The sequence below is a fragment of the Gorillibacterium massiliense genome, assembly GCF_000455485.1.
Lineage (GTDB): Bacteria > Bacillota > Bacilli > Paenibacillales > NBRC-103111 > Gorillibacterium > Gorillibacterium massiliense.
The window spans coordinates 1-16,360 of record NZ_CBQR020000092.1 but is presented as its reverse complement, the minus strand read 5'-3'; the positions used below and the strand labels follow the sequence as shown (position 1 = coordinate 16,360).

Below are 16,360 nucleotides of genomic sequence, written 5' to 3'. Positions count from 1 at the left end.
CCAAAAAGCCGGAAGAAGCCGCACAGCGGCCGCTTCCGGCTTTTGTTTGTTTCTCACTCCATACTCATGGTTTTGGCGGATTTACCATCGTTCCATTTGCTTTCACGCCGACCCCATCCGTATATACCATCTTGCCCCCATAGTAGCCGGTACCCAAAACAAGCGCGCCGGAAGCGATCGAGAGGACGAGATAAGCGACCAAAAAAGTTTTCACGAAGGGTTTGTTACCCCGGATGATTTGCCAAAGCCGCCACAGAGCGAGCACGGTAACCACCCATGCTGTAAAATCGGCAAGCGTCGAGTGGATGTCAAGGTAAGTGGTGTTTCCCCGTGCGTCTTCCTCCGGTCCTGTCAATACAGCGAGCCATGCCCCCGCGGCTGCGATCACCCACAACCATGCTCCTTGTTTTGGTAATAGGGAGCGGTTTTTCACGGCAAGAACGAGATCATAACAAAGACCGATAATAATTAGGGCAATTGGAAAGTGGACGAGAATGGGATGAATATGGTTGGTAATTTCAGAAAACATCGTTTTTCCCCCTTTAGTTAGGATTGGTTTTACGAATAGGCAATTTTACCGTAAATGTAGAACCCCGATTGATCTCGCTGGATACGTTGATTTGCCCCCCGTGATTACGGGTAATTTGAGCGGCAATAGATAATCCCAAGCCGGTTCCTCCCAGATGGCGTGATCGCGCTTTGTCAACGCGGTAGAATCGCTGGAACAGATGCGGCAGATTTTCCGCCGGGATTCCGCACCCTTTGTCTTCGATGGATAGTTCCACTTCCGCTTCTCCGCTCTTGCCTATATGTACCGTTATAGCCCCGTCGGTAAAGGAATATTTGATCGCATTGTCCAACAAAATGTAAAGCAACTGATTGATCTGATCGGGATCTCCCCCATATAAAAACGTTCCTCCCGGAAGCGTATCCTCCAAGCGGATGTCTATCCGTTTATCCTTTGCAATCGTCTGTATTCGTTCTATCGCCGAATATACGGTTTGACGCAATTCGAAAGTTTCCTGTCTGCTTTGCAGTGTGTCTGCTTCCCCCCGGGCTAGCATAAGAAGTTGATCGGTCAAGCGAATCATCCGTGCAATTTCATCCTTCATATGGCCTAGAACAGTCTGATGGATAGCGGGCAGCTGTTTTTTTTGCTCCTCCAGAATTTCTACAGACGATTGCAAGACGCTTAAGGGTGTACGCAGTTCATGGGATGCATCCGCTGTAAACTCCTGTTGTCTCTTGAAGGAGCGGACGATCGGAACCATTGCCCCGCCGGCAAATATATGCCCAGTCACCGTTGCAATGAGTAGGAGAACGAAGGTTAGTCCGAAAATCAGCCATTTCATTTCGTTCAGCAAAATCATCATCTTGCTGATGTTCTCACCGATGTAAATAACGCTTCCTCTTCCGTCATTAGTGGCGATACGGTAAATGGCATACACGTTGCGGCCTTCGCTTGAATGCTGCTCCATGCGCTGATAAGTGGAGACGTCCGTTTTTTTTACGAGCTGCTGAATCTCATCATTTGAAAGGGGGACGCGGTCGCCCGAAGTGGAGATGATGTTGCCTTGAACATCGCGTACAATGGCGAATTGATCAATCTGTAAAAACTCCCACTCCATACCTCCTTCATGAGGGTGGCCCAAACTCTCTATCGATTTGATTCCCGCCGTATGGTGAAGCCATTCCTGCACCGTTTTATTACCTGCCTTATCCAGACGGCTATGCTCATCCCGAGTCATAACGCCCGATAAAATGAAGTAAAAAGAAGCCGCCATGATCACGAGTATCAGAGCAATAATGCTGCTGTAAATAAACAGCAGTTTTCGACGCGTCTGTTTAATCATGGTCGTCTTCTCCCTTATCGGTTAACCGATACCCTCTGCCGTGAACGCTTTGTACCATTTTAAAATCGAAAGGATCGTCAATCTTTTTGCGCAGAAGCTTTACCGTGGCGTCAACGGCATTCAAGGTTACTTCGGTCCCGCTTCCCCAAACGTGGGTTAAGATACGCTCTCTCGACAGGACTTCTTCTGGATGCCGCATCATGAACGCCAATAGCTGGAGCTCCCGTTTCGTCAAATAGATGGACATCCCGCCTCTCGCAACTTCCTGGGTTAGGGGATTCAAGGTAAGATCCCCAAGGGAGTACGCTTCTTCATAGCCGTTTGTCTGCTTGCGCCGATCTAATGCGAAAATGCGGGCAAACAGCTCTTCGAAAGCAAACGGCTTTACCAAATAATCGTCAGCCCCCTGAAGGAGGCCATTCACCCGATCCTGTACCGCGTCCCGTGCGGTCAGCATCAATATCGCAGTCTTATCTTGTTGGTCCCGCCATTCCTTGCAAAGGTCAAGGCCGGTTTTTCCGGGCAGCATCCAATCCAAAATATAAAGATCATAACCTTCCGCGCCCCGGAAATCCTCCGCATCCTCTGCCATTTGCGCCCAATCCACTTGATGCCCAACCTGACCCAGCTTGTATTGAATCATGAAGCCGAGTTTGTCGTCATCCTCAACCAACAGTATTCGCATATATATCCCTTTCCTTATTTTCCCTATCCAATGTCTTATCTCACATTATAAGAGAACGATTATGAAAAAATAATGAAAGATCAGTGGCAATATTAGGATCTAATTTCATGATTTTTTCATGCGCCGAATTCTAAGATTGCAGAGAAAACGCTGCAAGACATACATGCCGCTGTCGAGGCATCAGCGAATGTATGAAATTTCAGCACAGGCCGCCTGAAGCTAACCTACACGAGAAAAGGTTATTTCAGGGCAGGGTGCAGCGGATTAATGTTTTTATCGATAGGAGATGATTATATGGCCGTAAGTGGCAAGAAGTTTATCGTCATGTGTTCAACCGCCATCGGCATTATTTATGCAACCGGGTATTCCGTCACCCAACCGGTAACCGCTCAGGAGGAGAGCAATATACAGAATAGCTGGACGGCATCCCCCGAACCCAGCGTCAGAAGCGGACCTACAGTCGCGCCAAGCCCGACTCCGTCAACGGACTCTTCAAAAATTATTCCTCCAGGAGCGAGGTTTCATAACCGGCATCAAGCTGAGCAGCCGTTTGCCGCATCAACCCCGAATGTCAGCGAGAGTCCGTCAGCAGCGCCCAAATCGGCTTCGGCCGCCGACTCGAATCAAGGGTCATCCACTCTCCAAACAAAATATAAAGACGGCACGTACAACGGCTCCGGCACAAACCGCTTCGGTACAGTCGAGGTGAGCGTTACGATTAAGAGCGGGAAAATCTCTGCGGTTGAAATCACGAACTGTGCAACCCGATATCCGGAGTGGGTCATCGATTCTCTTCCCACAGAAGTCATCGCCAAGCAAAGCCCGGAGGTCGACACCGTAAGCGGGGCAACGCGCAGTTCGGAAGATTTCATCAACGCGGTCAATGATGCTCTCAGCCAGGCGGAGCAGGCGTGATGGCGGCGATGCGCATGATCACCCACTCATTCATCGCTATGGATACCGTTGTGAACCTCAAAGTTGTGTCTAATGATTCGGCGGAAGCGGTGAACGAGAGCATAGAACGAGCTATTGCAGCCTTTCGGCTCGTAGAGGAAACGTGCAGCCGATTCGATGGGAACAGCGAGTTGAGGAAGCTTTCACTAACCATTTCCAGTCCGCAGCGGGTCAGCCCGCTACTCTTTGAATCCTTGCGTTTTGCCAGGCAGCTAGCCGAAACGACGGGGGGAATCTTCGACCCCACCATCGGACAACTCTTGGAACGGAAAGGCTTCGCCCGTCATTATTTGACCGGTAGCAGTCCCGCGCCTTTACCTGATTCTCCGGTGTCTGTTTCTTTTCGAGACTTCGAACTCGACGAACATAAGCGGACGATCACCTTGTTCAAGCCGATGCTGCTCGATTTGGGGGCGGTGGCCAAGGGAGTGGCCGTGGATTTAGCCAAACGGGAATTAGAGGAGCACTGCGGCTATTTAATAGAAGCCGGTGGCGATTTATTTGCCGGCGGACTGAACGGGCATGGTGAGCCCTGGCATGTCGGCATCCGCCATCCGTTGGAAACGGACCGCACGATCAGAGTCCTGCGTATTTCAGATATGGCAGTATGCACATCGGGCAGCTATGAGCGGAGAAGCCCGCTGGATGGCACAACGCACCATCTGCTTGATCCTCATACGAAAAGCTCCAGCGATGAACTGCTCAGCTGTACGGTAATCGCACCGTATGCCATGCTTGCCGACGGTTTTTCCACTGCTGTATTTTTACTGGGGCGGAGTCGCGGGTTGGAGATGCTCAATTCTATGGGCTTTGAGGGATTGCTGATTTCTTCGTCATGCGACCTGTCCACGACTGCTAAAATGAAGAGGTATGTGTATGAATAACATCCATTTGATCGGCCAACGCCAATTAAAGGAAAGTCCGAAACGGAAAAAACGGAAACCAAATTATTTTAAGACGCCAAAAGGAAACCTCTTGATCATCCTTATCGGACTGGCGGCATTGGTCTCGATTGCGACTGTCTCTTATCACGGATTATTGAACATGGGGGTAGCAGTCGTTACTTCCGTTCTTCTTGATTATGCCGTAATGCGGCTACAGAAAAGAAAACGGCTTGTTCCCGATGGCGCTCTTCTCACCGGTATCATCATCGGGATGGTGATGAGCCCCGTTACCCACTGGCAGATCGTCTTCCTTACAGCGGCGATTTCAATCGCTTCCAAGCATTTGCTGGCGTTTCGCAAAAAGCCAATTTTCAACCCGGCGGCTTTCGGATTGCTTGTCGTTCTTTTGCTTTTTTCCACCGGACAGGATTGGTGGGGAGGGCTGCCCGATTTATCCGCCTGGTTTCTGATTGTACTACTGGCCGGAGGGTATTGGGTCACGTCCAAGGTTCGTAAATTTCCGCTTGTTTTTACTTTTCTTGGCCTTTATTTTTCTGTTTATCTGGCGATTGCCATGTTTGGAACAGCGGATGTAAGCGACATGTTCCGCGTTCCATTTCTAAACTCAGCGTTGTTTCTGGCGTTTTTCATGATGACCGATCCCCCTACCTCGCCCAGCAAACCGATTGAACAAGTCCTGTTCTCACTGGTCGCTGTCGGCATAAGCGCATGGATCAATTTGTCCTTCGGCGGATTATCCTTCCTGCTTGCGGGGCTGCTTTCCGCCAACCTGTGGCATACGATCGTATCGGCGATCAAACGGGCAGTAGATAAAACACGTTAACCGTTTATCCTTGGCCAATGAGAAACCTTTTCCGGTACTTCAGCGGAGAGATCCCGACCTGTTCACGGAAGGAGTTTGAGAAATAGGGGGTGTTGCGGAATCCAACTCGCTCGGCGATGAGGGACACCGGCCACTCCGTTTTGACCAGAAGCAGTTTCGCTTGCTCCAGGCGGTAGTTGTGGAGGTAATCTTGAGGCGTGCAGCCATACACCTCTTTCATGCAGCGGACGATATAATTGACGTGAAAATGCAGTGTTTGCGAGAGAACATCATTGGTGATGTCCTCGGCGTAATGTTGCCTAAGATAGGCTTCGGTTCTTTCGGCGAGCAAGATGGCGGCGGCGGATGTATTCGTTTTGCTCCCTGCCTCCATTAAGCTCAGTAATTGTTGAAAGTGCTTTTGTTCCTCCCAAAAGGCGAGGGACCGCCTCTCTATGCCCAAATCCAGCAAGCGCTGCATCGTGAACCGCATGCTATCCGGATCAGGAGCATTTCCATACTTGGGAATAATGATCCGGTAGGGATCATATCTGCCGCTTAGGTCGAAGCCGGATTGCCCGCCCATTGTTTTAACGGGAGAGAAGCGAAGATCAGGTTCATCCTGACCCTGAACCCACCCACCGGAAGCTTCAAAATGAAGCCAATAAAAAACAGTCTCGCTCTCGCAAGGCTTGACGCTAAAGTGATGCCGATCCGGCAAGAGCAGCAGAAACTGGCTGGCGGATAGCTCCCACTGCCTCGTTTCTTCTCCGATAAATAGAACGCCTTCCACTACGTAAAGCAAGTCAAATACGCCGATCCGGTAACGGTTCGGGTGCTGATCGCCGCACTGATAGGTCGTGGACTCCGCTTTCGATATAATAAGGCATGGGGGGCGCTGTGAGGGCGACATAGAGAGATTCACTCATATCGTTTGCGTTTCGTCCTTCTGTGTTGAATTTTATAAAAAAGAGGTTGATTCGGATACTGGCATAGGCTGATTTTACACAATAAAATGAGAATTGTACAAGGTTTGGATAGAGTATATTTTCGGGAGGTTTCAGAAGCGAATGATATCTTTGAAAGCAACTCAAAATAAACCGCTGCAAAAGGTTCGCATCGACGACGGGTTTTGGTCCGACTATCAGACGAAGGTGCGGGATACGGTGATCCCATATCAATGGGAAGCGCTGAACGACCGGATTCCCGGCGCTGAGCCCAGCCATGCCATCAAAAATTTCCGCATTACCGCAGGGCTGGAGACCGGAGAATACGGGGGAATGGTCTTTCAAGACAGCGACCTGGCCAAATGGCTTGAGGCCGTTGGTTATTCCCTGGCAGTCCATCCCGATCCGGAATTGGAAAAGCTGGCGGACGAAGCGATCGATCTGATCGTCCAAGCTCAGGGTGAAGACGGTTATCTGAATACGTATTTTGCGTTGAAGGAGCCGGGCAAACGTTGGACGAACTTGACGGAGTGTCATGAGCTGTACTGTGCGGGCCATATGATGGAAGCGGCAGTGGCTTACTACCAAGGAACCGGCAAGCGCAAGCTGCTGGATGCCATGTGCCGGTTTGCGGATTATATCGGAGAAGTGTTTGGTGCTGAGGAAGGGAAGATGCATGGCTATGACGGCCATGAGGAAGTGGAGCTTGCCCTCATCAAGCTGTACGAGGCGACAGGGGAAGAGAAGTACTTGCGGCTCAGCCAATACTTTATTGACGAGCGTGGAAGCAAACCGTCCTTTTTCACCGAGGAATGGGAAAAACGCGGCGGCATCTCCCACTGGACCCAAACAAAAGTGCCCCTTGATTTGGCCTATTATCAAGCGCATCGGCCGGTACGGGAACATGACAAAGCAACAGGGCACGCGGTCCGGGCTGTTTATTTGTACACTGCGATGGCCGATCTGGCGCGGTTGACCGGAGATGAGGGATTGTTTGCCGCATGCCGCAGGCTCTGGAATAACATCACTGAGAAGCAGATGTATATAACTGGCGGCATCGGTTCTACTCATCATGGCGAAGCGTTCAGCTTCGATTACGATTTGCCGAACGACACGGTTTACGCGGAAACCTGCGCCTCCATCGGTTTGATTTTCTTTGCCAAGCGCATGCTTGAGTTGGAAGCAGACAGCAAATACGCGGACGGAATGGAGCGGGCGCTCTACAACTTGGTGACGGCCAGCATGTCCAAGGACGGGAAGCACTACTTCTATGTCAATCCGCTCGAAGTATGGCCGGAAGCAAGCGTTAAAAATCCCGGCAGGCACCATGTTAAAGCGGAACGCCAAAAGTGGTTCGGGTGCTCCTGCTGCCCGCCTAATGTGGCCCGTTTGCTAGCCTCATTGGATCAGTATATCTACACATCAACCGCCAATTCGATTTACACGCATCTGTATATCGGAAGCGATTCTCATTTTGAGCTGGAAAATGGCGTCGTCGATTTGAAACAAACCTCATCTTTTCCTTGGAACGGCGATGTATCGTTTGCAATCGGTTTGCCGTCTTCAACCCGGTTTACATTGGCTTTGCGGATTCCGTCATGGTGCGATGGTTTGCCGCAGCTCGCGATCAACGGAGAGGTTGCGTCTCTCGATTCATACAAGGAGCAAGACGGCTACCTCCTCATCGACCGCATGTGGTCCGATGGTGATACTATTAACTGGAGCTTGCCGATGAAAGCCAGATGGATGGAAGCTCATCCGGAGATTCGGGCAGATGCCGGAAAGGTTGCTCTCCAGCGCGGACCTTTGGTCTATTGCCTGGAGGAAGTGGACAATGGAGCGCCGATTGCTTCCTTGGCAGTTCGTGTAGATGAAAGCCTGCAGGAACGGTTTGTGCCGGATTTGTTCGGCGGCGCCGTCGTTGTAGAAGGCCAACTCTTCCGGGTTGACTCGGCTTCTTGGAAACAAGAATCGACCGCATATCGTCCATATCAGACGGCCAGCCAAAAAACCGCTTTCCGCGCGGTTCCCTACTATCTATGGGGAAATCGCGGGCTAGGCGAAATGGCGGTCTGGGTAAGGACGAAATAAATTAGCAAGCTAAACGCCGCCCAAATTGAAAAATGGGCGGCGTTTTTTACATTTCCTTATCAAACTTAACGCGATAATAAACTCCGCCGCCAATAACAAACAAGTAAGCGAATACCAGCAGCAAAATCACGAGGACGTCGACATTCATTAAAGCAAATGAAATCATTAACGCGCCGAATACAAGCACCATCATGTCGTATGCTTTCGCTTTTGCACGGTAGCTAATGGCAAGATTCCGTTCATCATTCTTTTCGATTTCCATTCGTTTTTGCACATTGGGGTTATTCTTCAGGGCCTTTCGGCTAATGACATTTCCCATGCCATGGCCGAAAAGACCGCAACCAAGGCCAATAAGAATATATGGCAATGCCTGTAAAGTGCTTTGTAGGTTATCGATTGTTTTCAACAAAAATAGCCCGGCTCCAAGCAACAATATGCCAGCTAACGCAAGGAAAGAATCATGGCCACGCTTTTTCATTGTTCATCCTCCTCATAAATGAATATTTCTTCAATACTCATGTCGAAATAGCGGGCTATTTTGAAAGCTAAAAGAATCGACGGATTATATCTGCCATTTTCAAGAGAGCCGATGGTTTGCCTGGAAACTTCGAGAGCAGCCGCTAAATCTTCCTGCTTTATACCGCGTTGTTTACGTATTTCTTCCAAGCGATTCTTCAAGATACCCCTCCTCCTATGGAAAGTACACTTTCCATTACCAAATTATCACTCGCCGCATATAATGTCAAGTTTACTTTCCATGGACATAAAAAAAAGGGCTTCTTTGCTGGCTTAAACTTGCCGCAGAGAAGCCTTGTCTATTTTGCACGATTAATGAGGTACAATGTGGAGCGTCAGATCGGAACACGCTGGATGCGTTTTTGCCGGTAAAAGACCCATTCCTTGAAGCCGATTTCCCGCAGTCTTTGCAGTACCTGATCCCATTCGTCGCCGACTCGGTCGGGAACGTGAGCGTCGGAGCCGAAAGTAACCGGGATGTGGTGATAAAGCACCCGCTCCAAAATGTCATCGGACGGGTACCACCCGCCGACCAGCTTGGTTTTTCCGGAGGTATTGATTTCTACCGCGATATCCAGCCCTTTGATGGCCTTCAGCGTTTCTTCGATCATGCGTGTGGGAATTTGGCTAAATGCCGGGTAATTCCCCTTCATGGCGTCGATATGGCCGAGAATCTGAAACATGCCGCTTTCCGCCGACTGGCGAATCAACCGGTAATACTCGTCTTTCACCTGAACTTTGTGGAAATCGCTTAAGTTTTTCCAGCGGTTTTTGTTAAAGATGCTTACGCCGTTTTCGGTTTGGTGCACCGAGCCGATGATATAGTCGAAGGGATAAGGGGCATACATTTCCTTATACAGGTCCGCCTGTTTCGGGAAAAAATCGGATTCGATGCCAAGCAGCACCTCGATCCGATCTTTATACTCTTCCTTCAGCTTCAGTACTTCGGAGATATAATGAGGAAACTCGCTTTTGGCCATGGCGATGCGGGGTTCCGCTTGATCTTCAGCACTTGCAAAATAAGGCGAATGATCGGAGATGCCGATCACCTGTAGCCCGAATCCGATAGCGGCTTCGATATAATCGCGGATGTTGCCTGACGCGTGCCCGCAACGATAGTGGTGGGTATGCATATCGAATTTCAAAAGTGAGTAACTCCCTTCCGTGATGTCGATTATTCCGAACCGAGGAAGTGCGTTTGCGGCATGCCTTTCAGGTCATTCAAGAATTGCTGCATAGCGGTGCTCAAATACCGCCCAGACTTGTAAAGGATGCCGACGGGATGGCTGATCTCCAGCTCATTGATGCGGATCATTTTAAGTGTGCCCATTCGAAGCTCACTGGTGATGGACATTTTGGAAATGACGCCGACGCCTAGATTCATTTCGACCACGCGTTTGACTTCTTCGCTGCTGGACAACTCCATTACGACGTTGGGCGAGAAATTCATCTCTTTGAACACCTGATCGGTAAACCGACGTCCGGCTGTGCCCGGCGACATCAATATAAATGGCAGATGGACTAAATCCTCGAGAGAAGCATGGGTAACCTGGGCTAACGGATGGGCAGGAGAGACGACTAGTTCGAAGGTGTCATAATACAAAATGGAGCTTTCCAGATGCGGGCTGCGGTCAAAAAGGTAAGAGATGCCGATATCGACGGTTCCATTTTCAACAGCGGTGATGATTTGCGAGGAAGTCATGGAATGGATGGTGGGCTTGATGAGCGGATACTGATTTTGAAAGTAGGAGAGCACTCGTGGAAGCACCTGCACGGCGATGGAGGTTGTCGTGCCGACATTGATTTGCCCTTGAGGCGTGTTCTCCAGATCCGCCAGCCGCTGCTTCAGCTCATCGACCGTGTGAAGGATGCGGTAGGCATGCTCCAGAAAAAGCCGACCGCTGTCCGTCAAGCTGACAGGTTGATTGCGGTCCACAAGCACGGTGCTGAATTCATCCTCCAGACTTTTGATCTGGGCGGATACGGCCGGTTGCGTCAGATTCAGCAACTCCCCAGCTTTACGGAAGCTCATCGTCTTCGATATCATCACCAGCGTGTCCAGTTGGTTAATATTCATGCGATCTCCTCCAGGGCATTTATTCTGGTTATTGAAAATCCGATCATAATAAAAAAAATTTATATTCCTACCATTATACGAAAAGCATCTGTCGAGGGCAATAAAAATTTGCCGGTTTATCGAGGGCGGGCTGGTTCGCAAATCTTTAGGGCAAAAGCCGCGTCAGCTCCATCAGATGATCACAGATTTGATCAGGCTTGATTCCCAACTGGTGTACGGCAGCATCGATATCGTGGGTCGCCGCTACGCCAGTCCGCACCAGGGCTGTGCGGCACCCGGCTGCTGCTCCGCCGCATATATCCGTTCGTAAATTATCTCCGACGACCCAGATGTCTTTTGCCGGAAGCCCCATCTTCTCAATGGCGTATTCCATAATAATGGGCGATGGTTTTCCGATGATCACCGGCTCAGTTTGCGTTGCCGTCCGGATTGCGCCGCCAAGAGAACCGGCTCCTGGGGAGTATCCCCGCTCGTTTGGAAGCAGATGATCGGGATTGGTGAGAATGTACCTGGCACCGCTTAAAATATATCCGACGGCGGTTTCCAGTTTGCTATAGGTGAATTCTCGGTCGATGCCGCTGACGACGAAATCCGGGATATCGCCATCCCCCTCTTTGATAAGTTCCAATCCGGCTTCCTTCAGTGCCAGCTCCAAACCGCGTTCCCCGATCATGTACACTCGCTTGCCTTGATTCTGGTCGGCAATAAAACGGGCCGCCGTCTGGGAAGAAGTATAGACATCCTCGTGGGAGGCCTGAATGCGCGTGATCCTTTGAAGATGTTCCGCAACTTCCTCCGGCCGGCGGGAGGAATTATTGGTGACAAACAAATACGGGATATTTCGTTTTTGCAAGGTTTCAATGAACTCAGCCGCATGTTCAAGCGGGCGAGTACCGGAATACATCGTTCCATCCAAATCAATAAGAAATCCAGTCATGGGTTTTTCTCCGTTCTCTGCTTCTAGGCGAATCCGTTTCGTTTGATATGTATGGTATCGTACCAGATGGTGCGAAGTTTATCCATGTGAACAGCACAGACCGATGAAGAACTCCACTCCCTAAGAGAAGAGGGGAACAAACCTTTCACTTGGTTATCCATTGTCCTTTTCCAAATCTTACCCCATAATAAGTAAAGAGTTTGTAACTTTAAGATAGATAGAGGGGTTTCCATGGTAAAAAGACTGGACGGCAAAGTAGCCGTAATTACTGGCGCTTCCAGTGGAGTTGGAGCTATTATTGCCCGCGACTTGGCGGAGATTGGAGCCATACCGGTTCTTGCTGCTCGATCGGAAGCGAAGCTGCAGAAAGTAGCGGCTGCGATCAAAGATGAACATGCTTGTTATGTCTTGGATGTCCGTTCGGATGAGCAGGTCCGTGAAGTGATGGATGCGGTTCGCGCTAGATATGGAAAAATCGATATCTTGATTAACTGCGCTGGTTTTGGCGTATTTGAATATACAGTTAATACTTCTTTACATACGTTTGAAGACATGATGGACGTCAACTATATGGGAACTGTCCGCTGCATCAAGGATGTGCTTCCGCACATGCTGGAGGCTGGCAATGGAAATATCGTCAATCTCGCTTCAATGGCCGGCAAATTGGGCTCCGCGAAATCCAGCGGATATGCAGCTTCCAAACATGCGGTGCTGGGTTTTACCAACAGTCTACGGCAAGAGCTGGCAGGGACGGGCGTAAGGTTGTCCGCAATAAACCCCGGGCCGATAGACACGCCTTTTTTTGAAACGGCTGATCCGACGGGCGGTTACGTGAACAGCATCAAATGGATGATGCTTCCGCCAGAACGGGTGTCCGCCGCGGTCATCAAGGCGATCGTAAAGGGAAAAGATGAAACCGACATGCCGCGGATAGCGGCTTTCGGAATAAAACTATACCAGCTATTTCCAAGGTTGGCCGATCGGTACGCCGCAAGACTATTCAACAAAAAATAAACAAAACCGGCGGCTTCTGCCCCGGTTCTTTTCGTCGTTCTTTGATTGATCAAGTTGCGATTCTGTTAATCATTGTTAACGGGCGGCGAATCTTATAAAATGGAAATAGGTTCCTTTGCCTTTTTTGGAGGTCAGCTATGTCGAAACATTTGGTGCTGCTATTTACAACGGATTATTACGGGCTGGCCCCGAGTCTTCAGCAGCAGGTTTATTATGAATACTATCATCTGGTGTACCCGTTAATATTTTTCATCATCAAAGATCACGGGGCGACGGAGGATATTATTCAAGACTCTTTTATGCGCGCCATTCGGAAGTCTTCGCAGCTGCAGGATTTGGAGAAGATGGAAGGCTGGATTAAGACGCTTGCCCGCAATACCACTTTAAATCATATTAAAAAATTTTCCAGAAATCGGAACGAGCTGGATTCCAATATTGTCTACCTTGATGTTGAGCATCCCTATTCATCGCCTACGGATCCTTTGGAGCCGGTGGACAAGCAGGTGGAGCTGCGGATGATGAAGCAGTCTATTGCCTTTTACATGGATCAGCTACGGCCGGATTATCGGCAAATTATCGAAATGCGCTGGATTCACGATATGTCATACAAGGAGATTGCCGCTACTTTACGGACAACGGAAGGGGCCGTCAAGCAGAAGCTATTTCGCGCAAGAGAGCAGGTCAAACAACGCTTGCAAAATGATTGGGGGCTGAAGTAATGGACATGAAAAACATCGATGATCAATTCGACGAATTATGGTCCGCCGCCCTGGAACAAAGCTATCAAATCGAAGTACCCGATCCGGGTCCTTCATGGAAAGTTATTTCAAAAAAGCTGGAAGATAGGAAGAAGATGAAGCGCAGGCTGAAGAGATTGCGGAGAGGCGGCGCCGTAGCCGCTGCGTTTCTTGTCGGCGCGATGTTATTTTCCGTACCGCTGCAAACAAAGGCTTACCTGCCTGTTATGAAAATCGTGAAGAATGTCGGCGGGGGAATCTCCAGTATTTTCTATGGGGATACCGAGGATGATCCGAAGAAGGCCGTTACTTCGGCGCCGCCCGGGTTTGTGGAGACGAAACAGGGAGATGATAAGTCCGCGGTCGATAGCGATAGTAATTCTGGAGAGTACGGTTCCGTCGATGAGGCGCAAAAATCGGTACCTTACCCGATATTGAAACCGACTTATGTTCCGGATGCTTATCGGTTAACGAAAGTAAGCTTAATTCAAGCAGTTTATCTAACCCTGCTATACAAAGATGATACCGGGAAAATCATCATTGTAACTCAGAACAAACTCACCGAGTCGGAGCGGATTGGAAATGCAGAGGGGAATGAGAACACAAAATCCGTGCTGGTGAATGGAAACGATGGATTGATTATTACCAATAAAGCTTCTACAAAGATTACTTGGGTCCAGAGTAACTTCACTTTCTCGATAATGGGAGCTTTATCGGAGCAAGAACTGATTGACATGGCGAAATCTATGCGGTAATAAAAAGCGGGCGAATCGGTCGGATTCGCCCGCTATTTTTTTCACTGCGTTGCTAATGCTGCGGGGGAGTAGGAATACGCGGTTTCGTAAACAAGGCCTTTTTGAACCACATGATAGGACATGGTGCGGTAATAGTACCCTTTCCATATATTCGTTCCGCCTGAAGCGGCTGCCGCTGTTGTATCTTTCAATTGCTGTCCCGGCCCTGACAGGACAGAATTCCAGTTGGTTCCGTCATAACGCTGAAGGGTAGTAGAGACGCTCGCGAAATCAACAACTGTGTTTGCTTGCGTGATTCCCGTTATCACCATGGTAAGCGTAGCCTTGTTATAAATGGAAGAAGTGCAAGAGGAAGGCACGAGATATTGGTAATCGGATGAGGATGTAGCAGACATTACGCCGGATTTCGTGGAGGCGGTTGATTGCACGGGAACGAATTTGGCTACGAAATCGGAAGCAGGCGGTGCTGCAGTGAGAGCTCCAGTTGTAATGGTTTTGCTGGAATCGACAGGAGCGGTTGTCAGTGTGCCGTCCGAGATGTCTTTGCTTGAATCAACCGAAGCGGCCGAGACGGAAGGTACGAGAACGGCGAGAGATAGGATCAGGATGAGTGAGGAATACAGGACTTTCTTTGGCTTACGGAACACATCAATCACTCCTTTTGGATTTTGGCACTGCGGCCTTACGTAGCATAGGACAGTAAGAAAAATAGGTTCGTTTCGAAATCTGACGAAAAATATTGTGACAATTTTGTGAATATTGCTAATTTCGTTATTTTTTTCAAATATTGATCAACAATAATCGCCTTTGAAGGTTCGAGATTTGTGGTAATACGTTCTTGTCCCTTATAATGAAGCTACTCAAGTTAAGATTAAGGAGACTGTTCAATGTCCACATCATTAGAAAATTTTGCTTCGCTCCCTCTGCCGGAGAGATTGGTCGACAAATTGAGGGAACGGAAAATGATAGAGCCTACACAAATTCAGCGGGAAGCAATTCCTCTGGCTGTGGAGGGTAAAGATTTGATCGCTGAGTCGCAAACCGGCACAGGCAGAACCCTTGCGTATTTGCTGCCGCTCATGGCTAAGCTCGATCCGGAGCAGAAAGCGACCCAAGCGGTCATTTTGGTGCCCACCCGGGAATTGGGTATGCAAATCGTAAAGGAAGCGGAGTGGCTTGCGGAAGGCACAAAGCTGCTTGTCCAGCAACTTATCGGTGGAGCGGCATTGAGCCGGCAGGTGGAAAAGCTGCGGCTGCATCCGCAGCTGGTGGTTGGCACGCCGGGACGAATTGTGGAACTTATCAAGCTGCGCAAGCTGTCGATGCACCACGTGAAAACGATCGTAGTCGATGAGGTGGATCAGGTTTTCGATCTTGGCTCGCAGCAGGAAGTGGAGCAAATTTTAAAAGGCTCCTTGCGCGACCGCCAGGTGCTATTTTTCTCCGCGACGGTAACCCAAGGGATTCGGGAAATGGCCAAGCGTTGGATGCAATCGCCTGCGGAGGTTCGGGTTCGTCCGGAGCAAAAGACGGCGGAAACTCTGGAACATCTCTTCTTCGTATGCGAACAGCGGGCTAAGATCGAAACGCTGCGGAAGATTGTCCGCTCCCTCAATCCCCGTTCGGCTATCGTTTTCGTAAACGAAACGGATGACATTGCCGAAGTGGAGCAGAAGATCCGCTACACCGGCTTGTCCATCGCCGCGCTGTATGGCGAGGCCGGCAAGCAGGAACGGGCGAAGGTAATGGATGGCTTCCGCCGGGGCAAATTCCAGCTGCTGCTGGCCACGGATGTGGCAGCGAGAGGCCTGGATCTGCCCGGAGTCAGCCACGTCATCCAGTTTGATCCGCCCGTGGATGCGGACCATTATGTGCACCGCGCCGGACGTACCGGGCGCATGGGCCGCTCCGGCACCGTGCTGTCGCTCGTGACGGAGCGGGAGCGGTTTATCATCGACAAATTCGCCAAGCAGCTCGGCATCGAGATTGCCGAGAAAGCTGTCTACGGCGGCGAAGTTGTCGATGCGGCGGCGGCCCGCGGCCGCAAGGCGCCAGCGCCGGCTGGCGGCGGAGCGCGCACGGGCGCG

At 50.0% G+C, this 16,360-nt stretch carries 18 protein-coding genes; 8 read left to right on the top strand and 10 right to left on the bottom strand.

Annotated elements, in window-relative coordinates; all coding sequences use genetic code 11:
* Positions 1–64: 64 nt before the first annotated feature.
* The 3 genes from TJ79_RS25900 to TJ79_RS10485 all read right to left on the bottom strand — a co-directional run bounded on the left by TJ79_RS25900 (position 65) and on the right by TJ79_RS10485 (position 2,538).
* Positions 65–529, bottom strand: a complete 465-nt coding sequence (locus tag TJ79_RS25900; protein ID WP_052339470.1) for a DUF2231 domain-containing protein — start codon at positions 527–529, stop codon at positions 65–67.
* A gap of 13 nt (positions 530–542) precedes the next feature.
* On the bottom strand, positions 543–1,271 hold the full coding sequence (locus TJ79_RS28670) for a sensor histidine kinase (protein ID WP_420319385.1): 729 nt from the start codon (positions 1,269–1,271) through the stop codon (positions 543–545).
* Positions 1,272–1,845: 574 nt separating this feature from the next.
* Positions 1,846–2,538 (bottom strand): response regulator transcription factor, encoded by a 693-nt coding sequence (locus TJ79_RS10485; RefSeq protein ID WP_040950257.1) that lies wholly within the window; start codon positions 2,536–2,538, stop codon positions 1,846–1,848.
* A gap of 294 nt (positions 2,539–2,832) precedes the next feature.
* Between TJ79_RS10485 and TJ79_RS10480 the strand changes: the two genes are divergently transcribed.
* From TJ79_RS10480 to TJ79_RS10470, 3 genes are read left to right on the top strand one after another with little or no spacing between them, the layout of a single operon-like run.
* On the top strand, positions 2,833–3,453 hold the full coding sequence (locus TJ79_RS10480) for an FMN-binding protein (RefSeq protein ID WP_040950256.1): 621 nt from the start codon (positions 2,833–2,835) through the stop codon (positions 3,451–3,453).
* Entirely contained in the window at positions 3,453–4,376 is a 924-nt protein-coding gene (locus tag TJ79_RS10475; protein WP_040950255.1) for an FAD:protein FMN transferase, read from the top strand. Before TJ79_RS10480 ends, TJ79_RS10475 begins: the two co-directional genes overlap by 1 nt.
* Positions 4,369–5,220, top strand: coding sequence for an RnfABCDGE type electron transport complex subunit D (locus TJ79_RS10470; protein ID WP_052339468.1), 852 nt, complete (start codon positions 4,369–4,371; stop codon positions 5,218–5,220). Before TJ79_RS10475 ends, TJ79_RS10470 begins: the two co-directional genes overlap by 8 nt.
* A gap of 4 nt (positions 5,221–5,224) precedes the next feature.
* On the opposite strand, the gene TJ79_RS10465 is transcribed toward TJ79_RS10470, so the two are convergent.
* On the bottom strand, positions 5,225–6,112 hold the full coding sequence (locus tag TJ79_RS10465) for a helix-turn-helix transcriptional regulator (RefSeq protein ID WP_238322938.1): 888 nt from the start codon (positions 6,110–6,112) through the stop codon (positions 5,225–5,227).
* A 157-nt stretch (positions 6,113–6,269) separates the two neighbouring features.
* Here TJ79_RS10465 and TJ79_RS10460 point away from each other — a divergent pair, with 157 nt between their 5' ends.
* A complete protein-coding gene (locus TJ79_RS10460) occupies positions 6,270–8,237 on the top strand; it encodes a glycoside hydrolase family 127 protein (protein ID WP_052339467.1) in 1,968 nt (655 codons plus the stop codon).
* 46 nt (positions 8,238–8,283) lie between these two features.
* Here TJ79_RS10460 and TJ79_RS10455 read toward each other — a convergent pair whose 3' ends face one another.
* From TJ79_RS10455 to TJ79_RS10435, 5 genes are all read right to left on the bottom strand, one after another.
* Positions 8,284–8,715: a DUF6442 family protein gene (locus TJ79_RS10455; RefSeq protein WP_040950254.1), complete on the bottom strand. Its 432-nt coding sequence runs from the start codon at positions 8,713–8,715 to the stop codon at positions 8,284–8,286.
* The gene (locus tag TJ79_RS10450; protein ID WP_040950253.1) at positions 8,712–8,915 is read right to left on the bottom strand and encodes a helix-turn-helix transcriptional regulator; all 204 of its coding nucleotides are present in this window, start codon (positions 8,913–8,915) and stop codon (positions 8,712–8,714) included. Before TJ79_RS10450 ends, TJ79_RS10455 begins: the two co-directional genes overlap by 4 nt.
* A gap of 173 nt (positions 8,916–9,088) precedes the next feature.
* Positions 9,089–9,898 (bottom strand): histidinol-phosphatase, encoded by an 810-nt coding sequence (locus tag TJ79_RS10445; RefSeq protein ID WP_040950252.1) that lies wholly within the window; start codon positions 9,896–9,898, stop codon positions 9,089–9,091.
* Positions 9,899–9,927: 29 nt separating this feature from the next.
* Positions 9,928–10,830, bottom strand: coding sequence for a LysR family transcriptional regulator (locus TJ79_RS10440; protein ID WP_040950251.1), 903 nt, complete (start codon positions 10,828–10,830; stop codon positions 9,928–9,930).
* Positions 10,831–10,975: 145 nt separating this feature from the next.
* Positions 10,976–11,767: a TIGR01457 family HAD-type hydrolase gene (locus TJ79_RS10435; RefSeq protein WP_040950250.1), complete on the bottom strand. Its 792-nt coding sequence runs from the start codon at positions 11,765–11,767 to the stop codon at positions 10,976–10,978.
* A gap of 231 nt (positions 11,768–11,998) precedes the next feature.
* Here TJ79_RS10435 and TJ79_RS10430 point away from each other — a divergent pair, with 231 nt between their 5' ends.
* The 3 genes from TJ79_RS10430 to TJ79_RS10420 all read left to right on the top strand — a co-directional run bounded on the left by TJ79_RS10430 (position 11,999) and on the right by TJ79_RS10420 (position 14,273).
* The gene (locus TJ79_RS10430; protein ID WP_040950249.1) at positions 11,999–12,781 is read left to right on the top strand and encodes an SDR family NAD(P)-dependent oxidoreductase; all 783 of its coding nucleotides are present in this window, start codon (positions 11,999–12,001) and stop codon (positions 12,779–12,781) included.
* A 137-nt stretch (positions 12,782–12,918) separates the two neighbouring features.
* Positions 12,919–13,500 (top strand): RNA polymerase sigma factor, encoded by a 582-nt coding sequence (locus TJ79_RS10425; RefSeq protein ID WP_040950248.1) that lies wholly within the window; start codon positions 12,919–12,921, stop codon positions 13,498–13,500.
* Complete coding sequence (locus TJ79_RS10420) at positions 13,500–14,273, top strand: DUF4367 domain-containing protein (protein WP_040950247.1); 774 nt, start codon at positions 13,500–13,502, stop codon at positions 14,271–14,273. Before TJ79_RS10425 ends, TJ79_RS10420 begins: the two co-directional genes overlap by 1 nt.
* A gap of 41 nt (positions 14,274–14,314) precedes the next feature.
* On the opposite strand, the gene TJ79_RS10415 is transcribed toward TJ79_RS10420, so the two are convergent.
* Complete coding sequence (locus TJ79_RS10415) at positions 14,315–14,920, bottom strand: hypothetical protein (RefSeq protein WP_040950246.1); 606 nt, start codon at positions 14,918–14,920, stop codon at positions 14,315–14,317.
* 240 nt (positions 14,921–15,160) lie between these two features.
* Between TJ79_RS10415 and TJ79_RS10410 the strand changes: the two genes are divergently transcribed.
* A partial coding sequence (locus TJ79_RS10410) for a DEAD/DEAH box helicase (RefSeq protein WP_052339466.1) occupies positions 15,161–16,360 on the top strand: 1,200 nt, incomplete at its 3' end.

What these genes read in the sequence shown, in the direction of transcription:
- TJ79_RS10435 (WP_040950250.1), bottom strand. Translation starts at nt 11,767, where the DNA reads ATGACTGGATTTCTTATTGATTTGGATGGAACGATGTATTCCGGTACT.
- TJ79_RS10440 (WP_040950251.1), bottom strand. Translation starts at nt 10,830, where the DNA reads ATGAATATTAACCAACTGGACACGCTGGTGATGATATCGAAGACGATG.
- TJ79_RS10475 (WP_040950255.1), top strand. Translation starts at nt 3,453, where the DNA reads ATGGCGGCGATGCGCATGATCACCCACTCATTCATCGCTATGGATACC.
- TJ79_RS28670 (WP_420319385.1), bottom strand. Translation starts at nt 1,271, where the DNA reads ATGGTTCCGATCGTCCGCTCCTTCAAGAGACAACAGGAGTTTACAGCG.
- TJ79_RS10465 (WP_238322938.1), bottom strand. Translation starts at nt 6,112, where the DNA reads ATGTCGCCCTCACAGCGCCCCCCATGCCTTATTATATCGAAAGCGGAG.
- TJ79_RS10425 (WP_040950248.1), top strand. Translation starts at nt 12,919, where the DNA reads ATGTCGAAACATTTGGTGCTGCTATTTACAACGGATTATTACGGGCTG.
- TJ79_RS10460 (WP_052339467.1), top strand. Translation starts at nt 6,270, where the DNA reads ATGATATCTTTGAAAGCAACTCAAAATAAACCGCTGCAAAAGGTTCGC.
- TJ79_RS10480 (WP_040950256.1), top strand. Translation starts at nt 2,833, where the DNA reads ATGGCCGTAAGTGGCAAGAAGTTTATCGTCATGTGTTCAACCGCCATC.
- TJ79_RS10455 (WP_040950254.1), bottom strand. Translation starts at nt 8,715, where the DNA reads ATGAAAAAGCGTGGCCATGATTCTTTCCTTGCGTTAGCTGGCATATTG.
- TJ79_RS10485 (WP_040950257.1), bottom strand. Translation starts at nt 2,538, where the DNA reads ATGCGAATACTGTTGGTTGAGGATGACGACAAACTCGGCTTCATGATT.
- TJ79_RS25900 (WP_052339470.1), bottom strand. Translation starts at nt 529, where the DNA reads ATGTTTTCTGAAATTACCAACCATATTCATCCCATTCTCGTCCACTTT.
- TJ79_RS10420 (WP_040950247.1), top strand. Translation starts at nt 13,500, where the DNA reads ATGGACATGAAAAACATCGATGATCAATTCGACGAATTATGGTCCGCC.
- TJ79_RS10470 (WP_052339468.1), top strand. Translation starts at nt 4,369, where the DNA reads ATGAATAACATCCATTTGATCGGCCAACGCCAATTAAAGGAAAGTCCG.
- TJ79_RS10430 (WP_040950249.1), top strand. Translation starts at nt 11,999, where the DNA reads ATGGTAAAAAGACTGGACGGCAAAGTAGCCGTAATTACTGGCGCTTCC.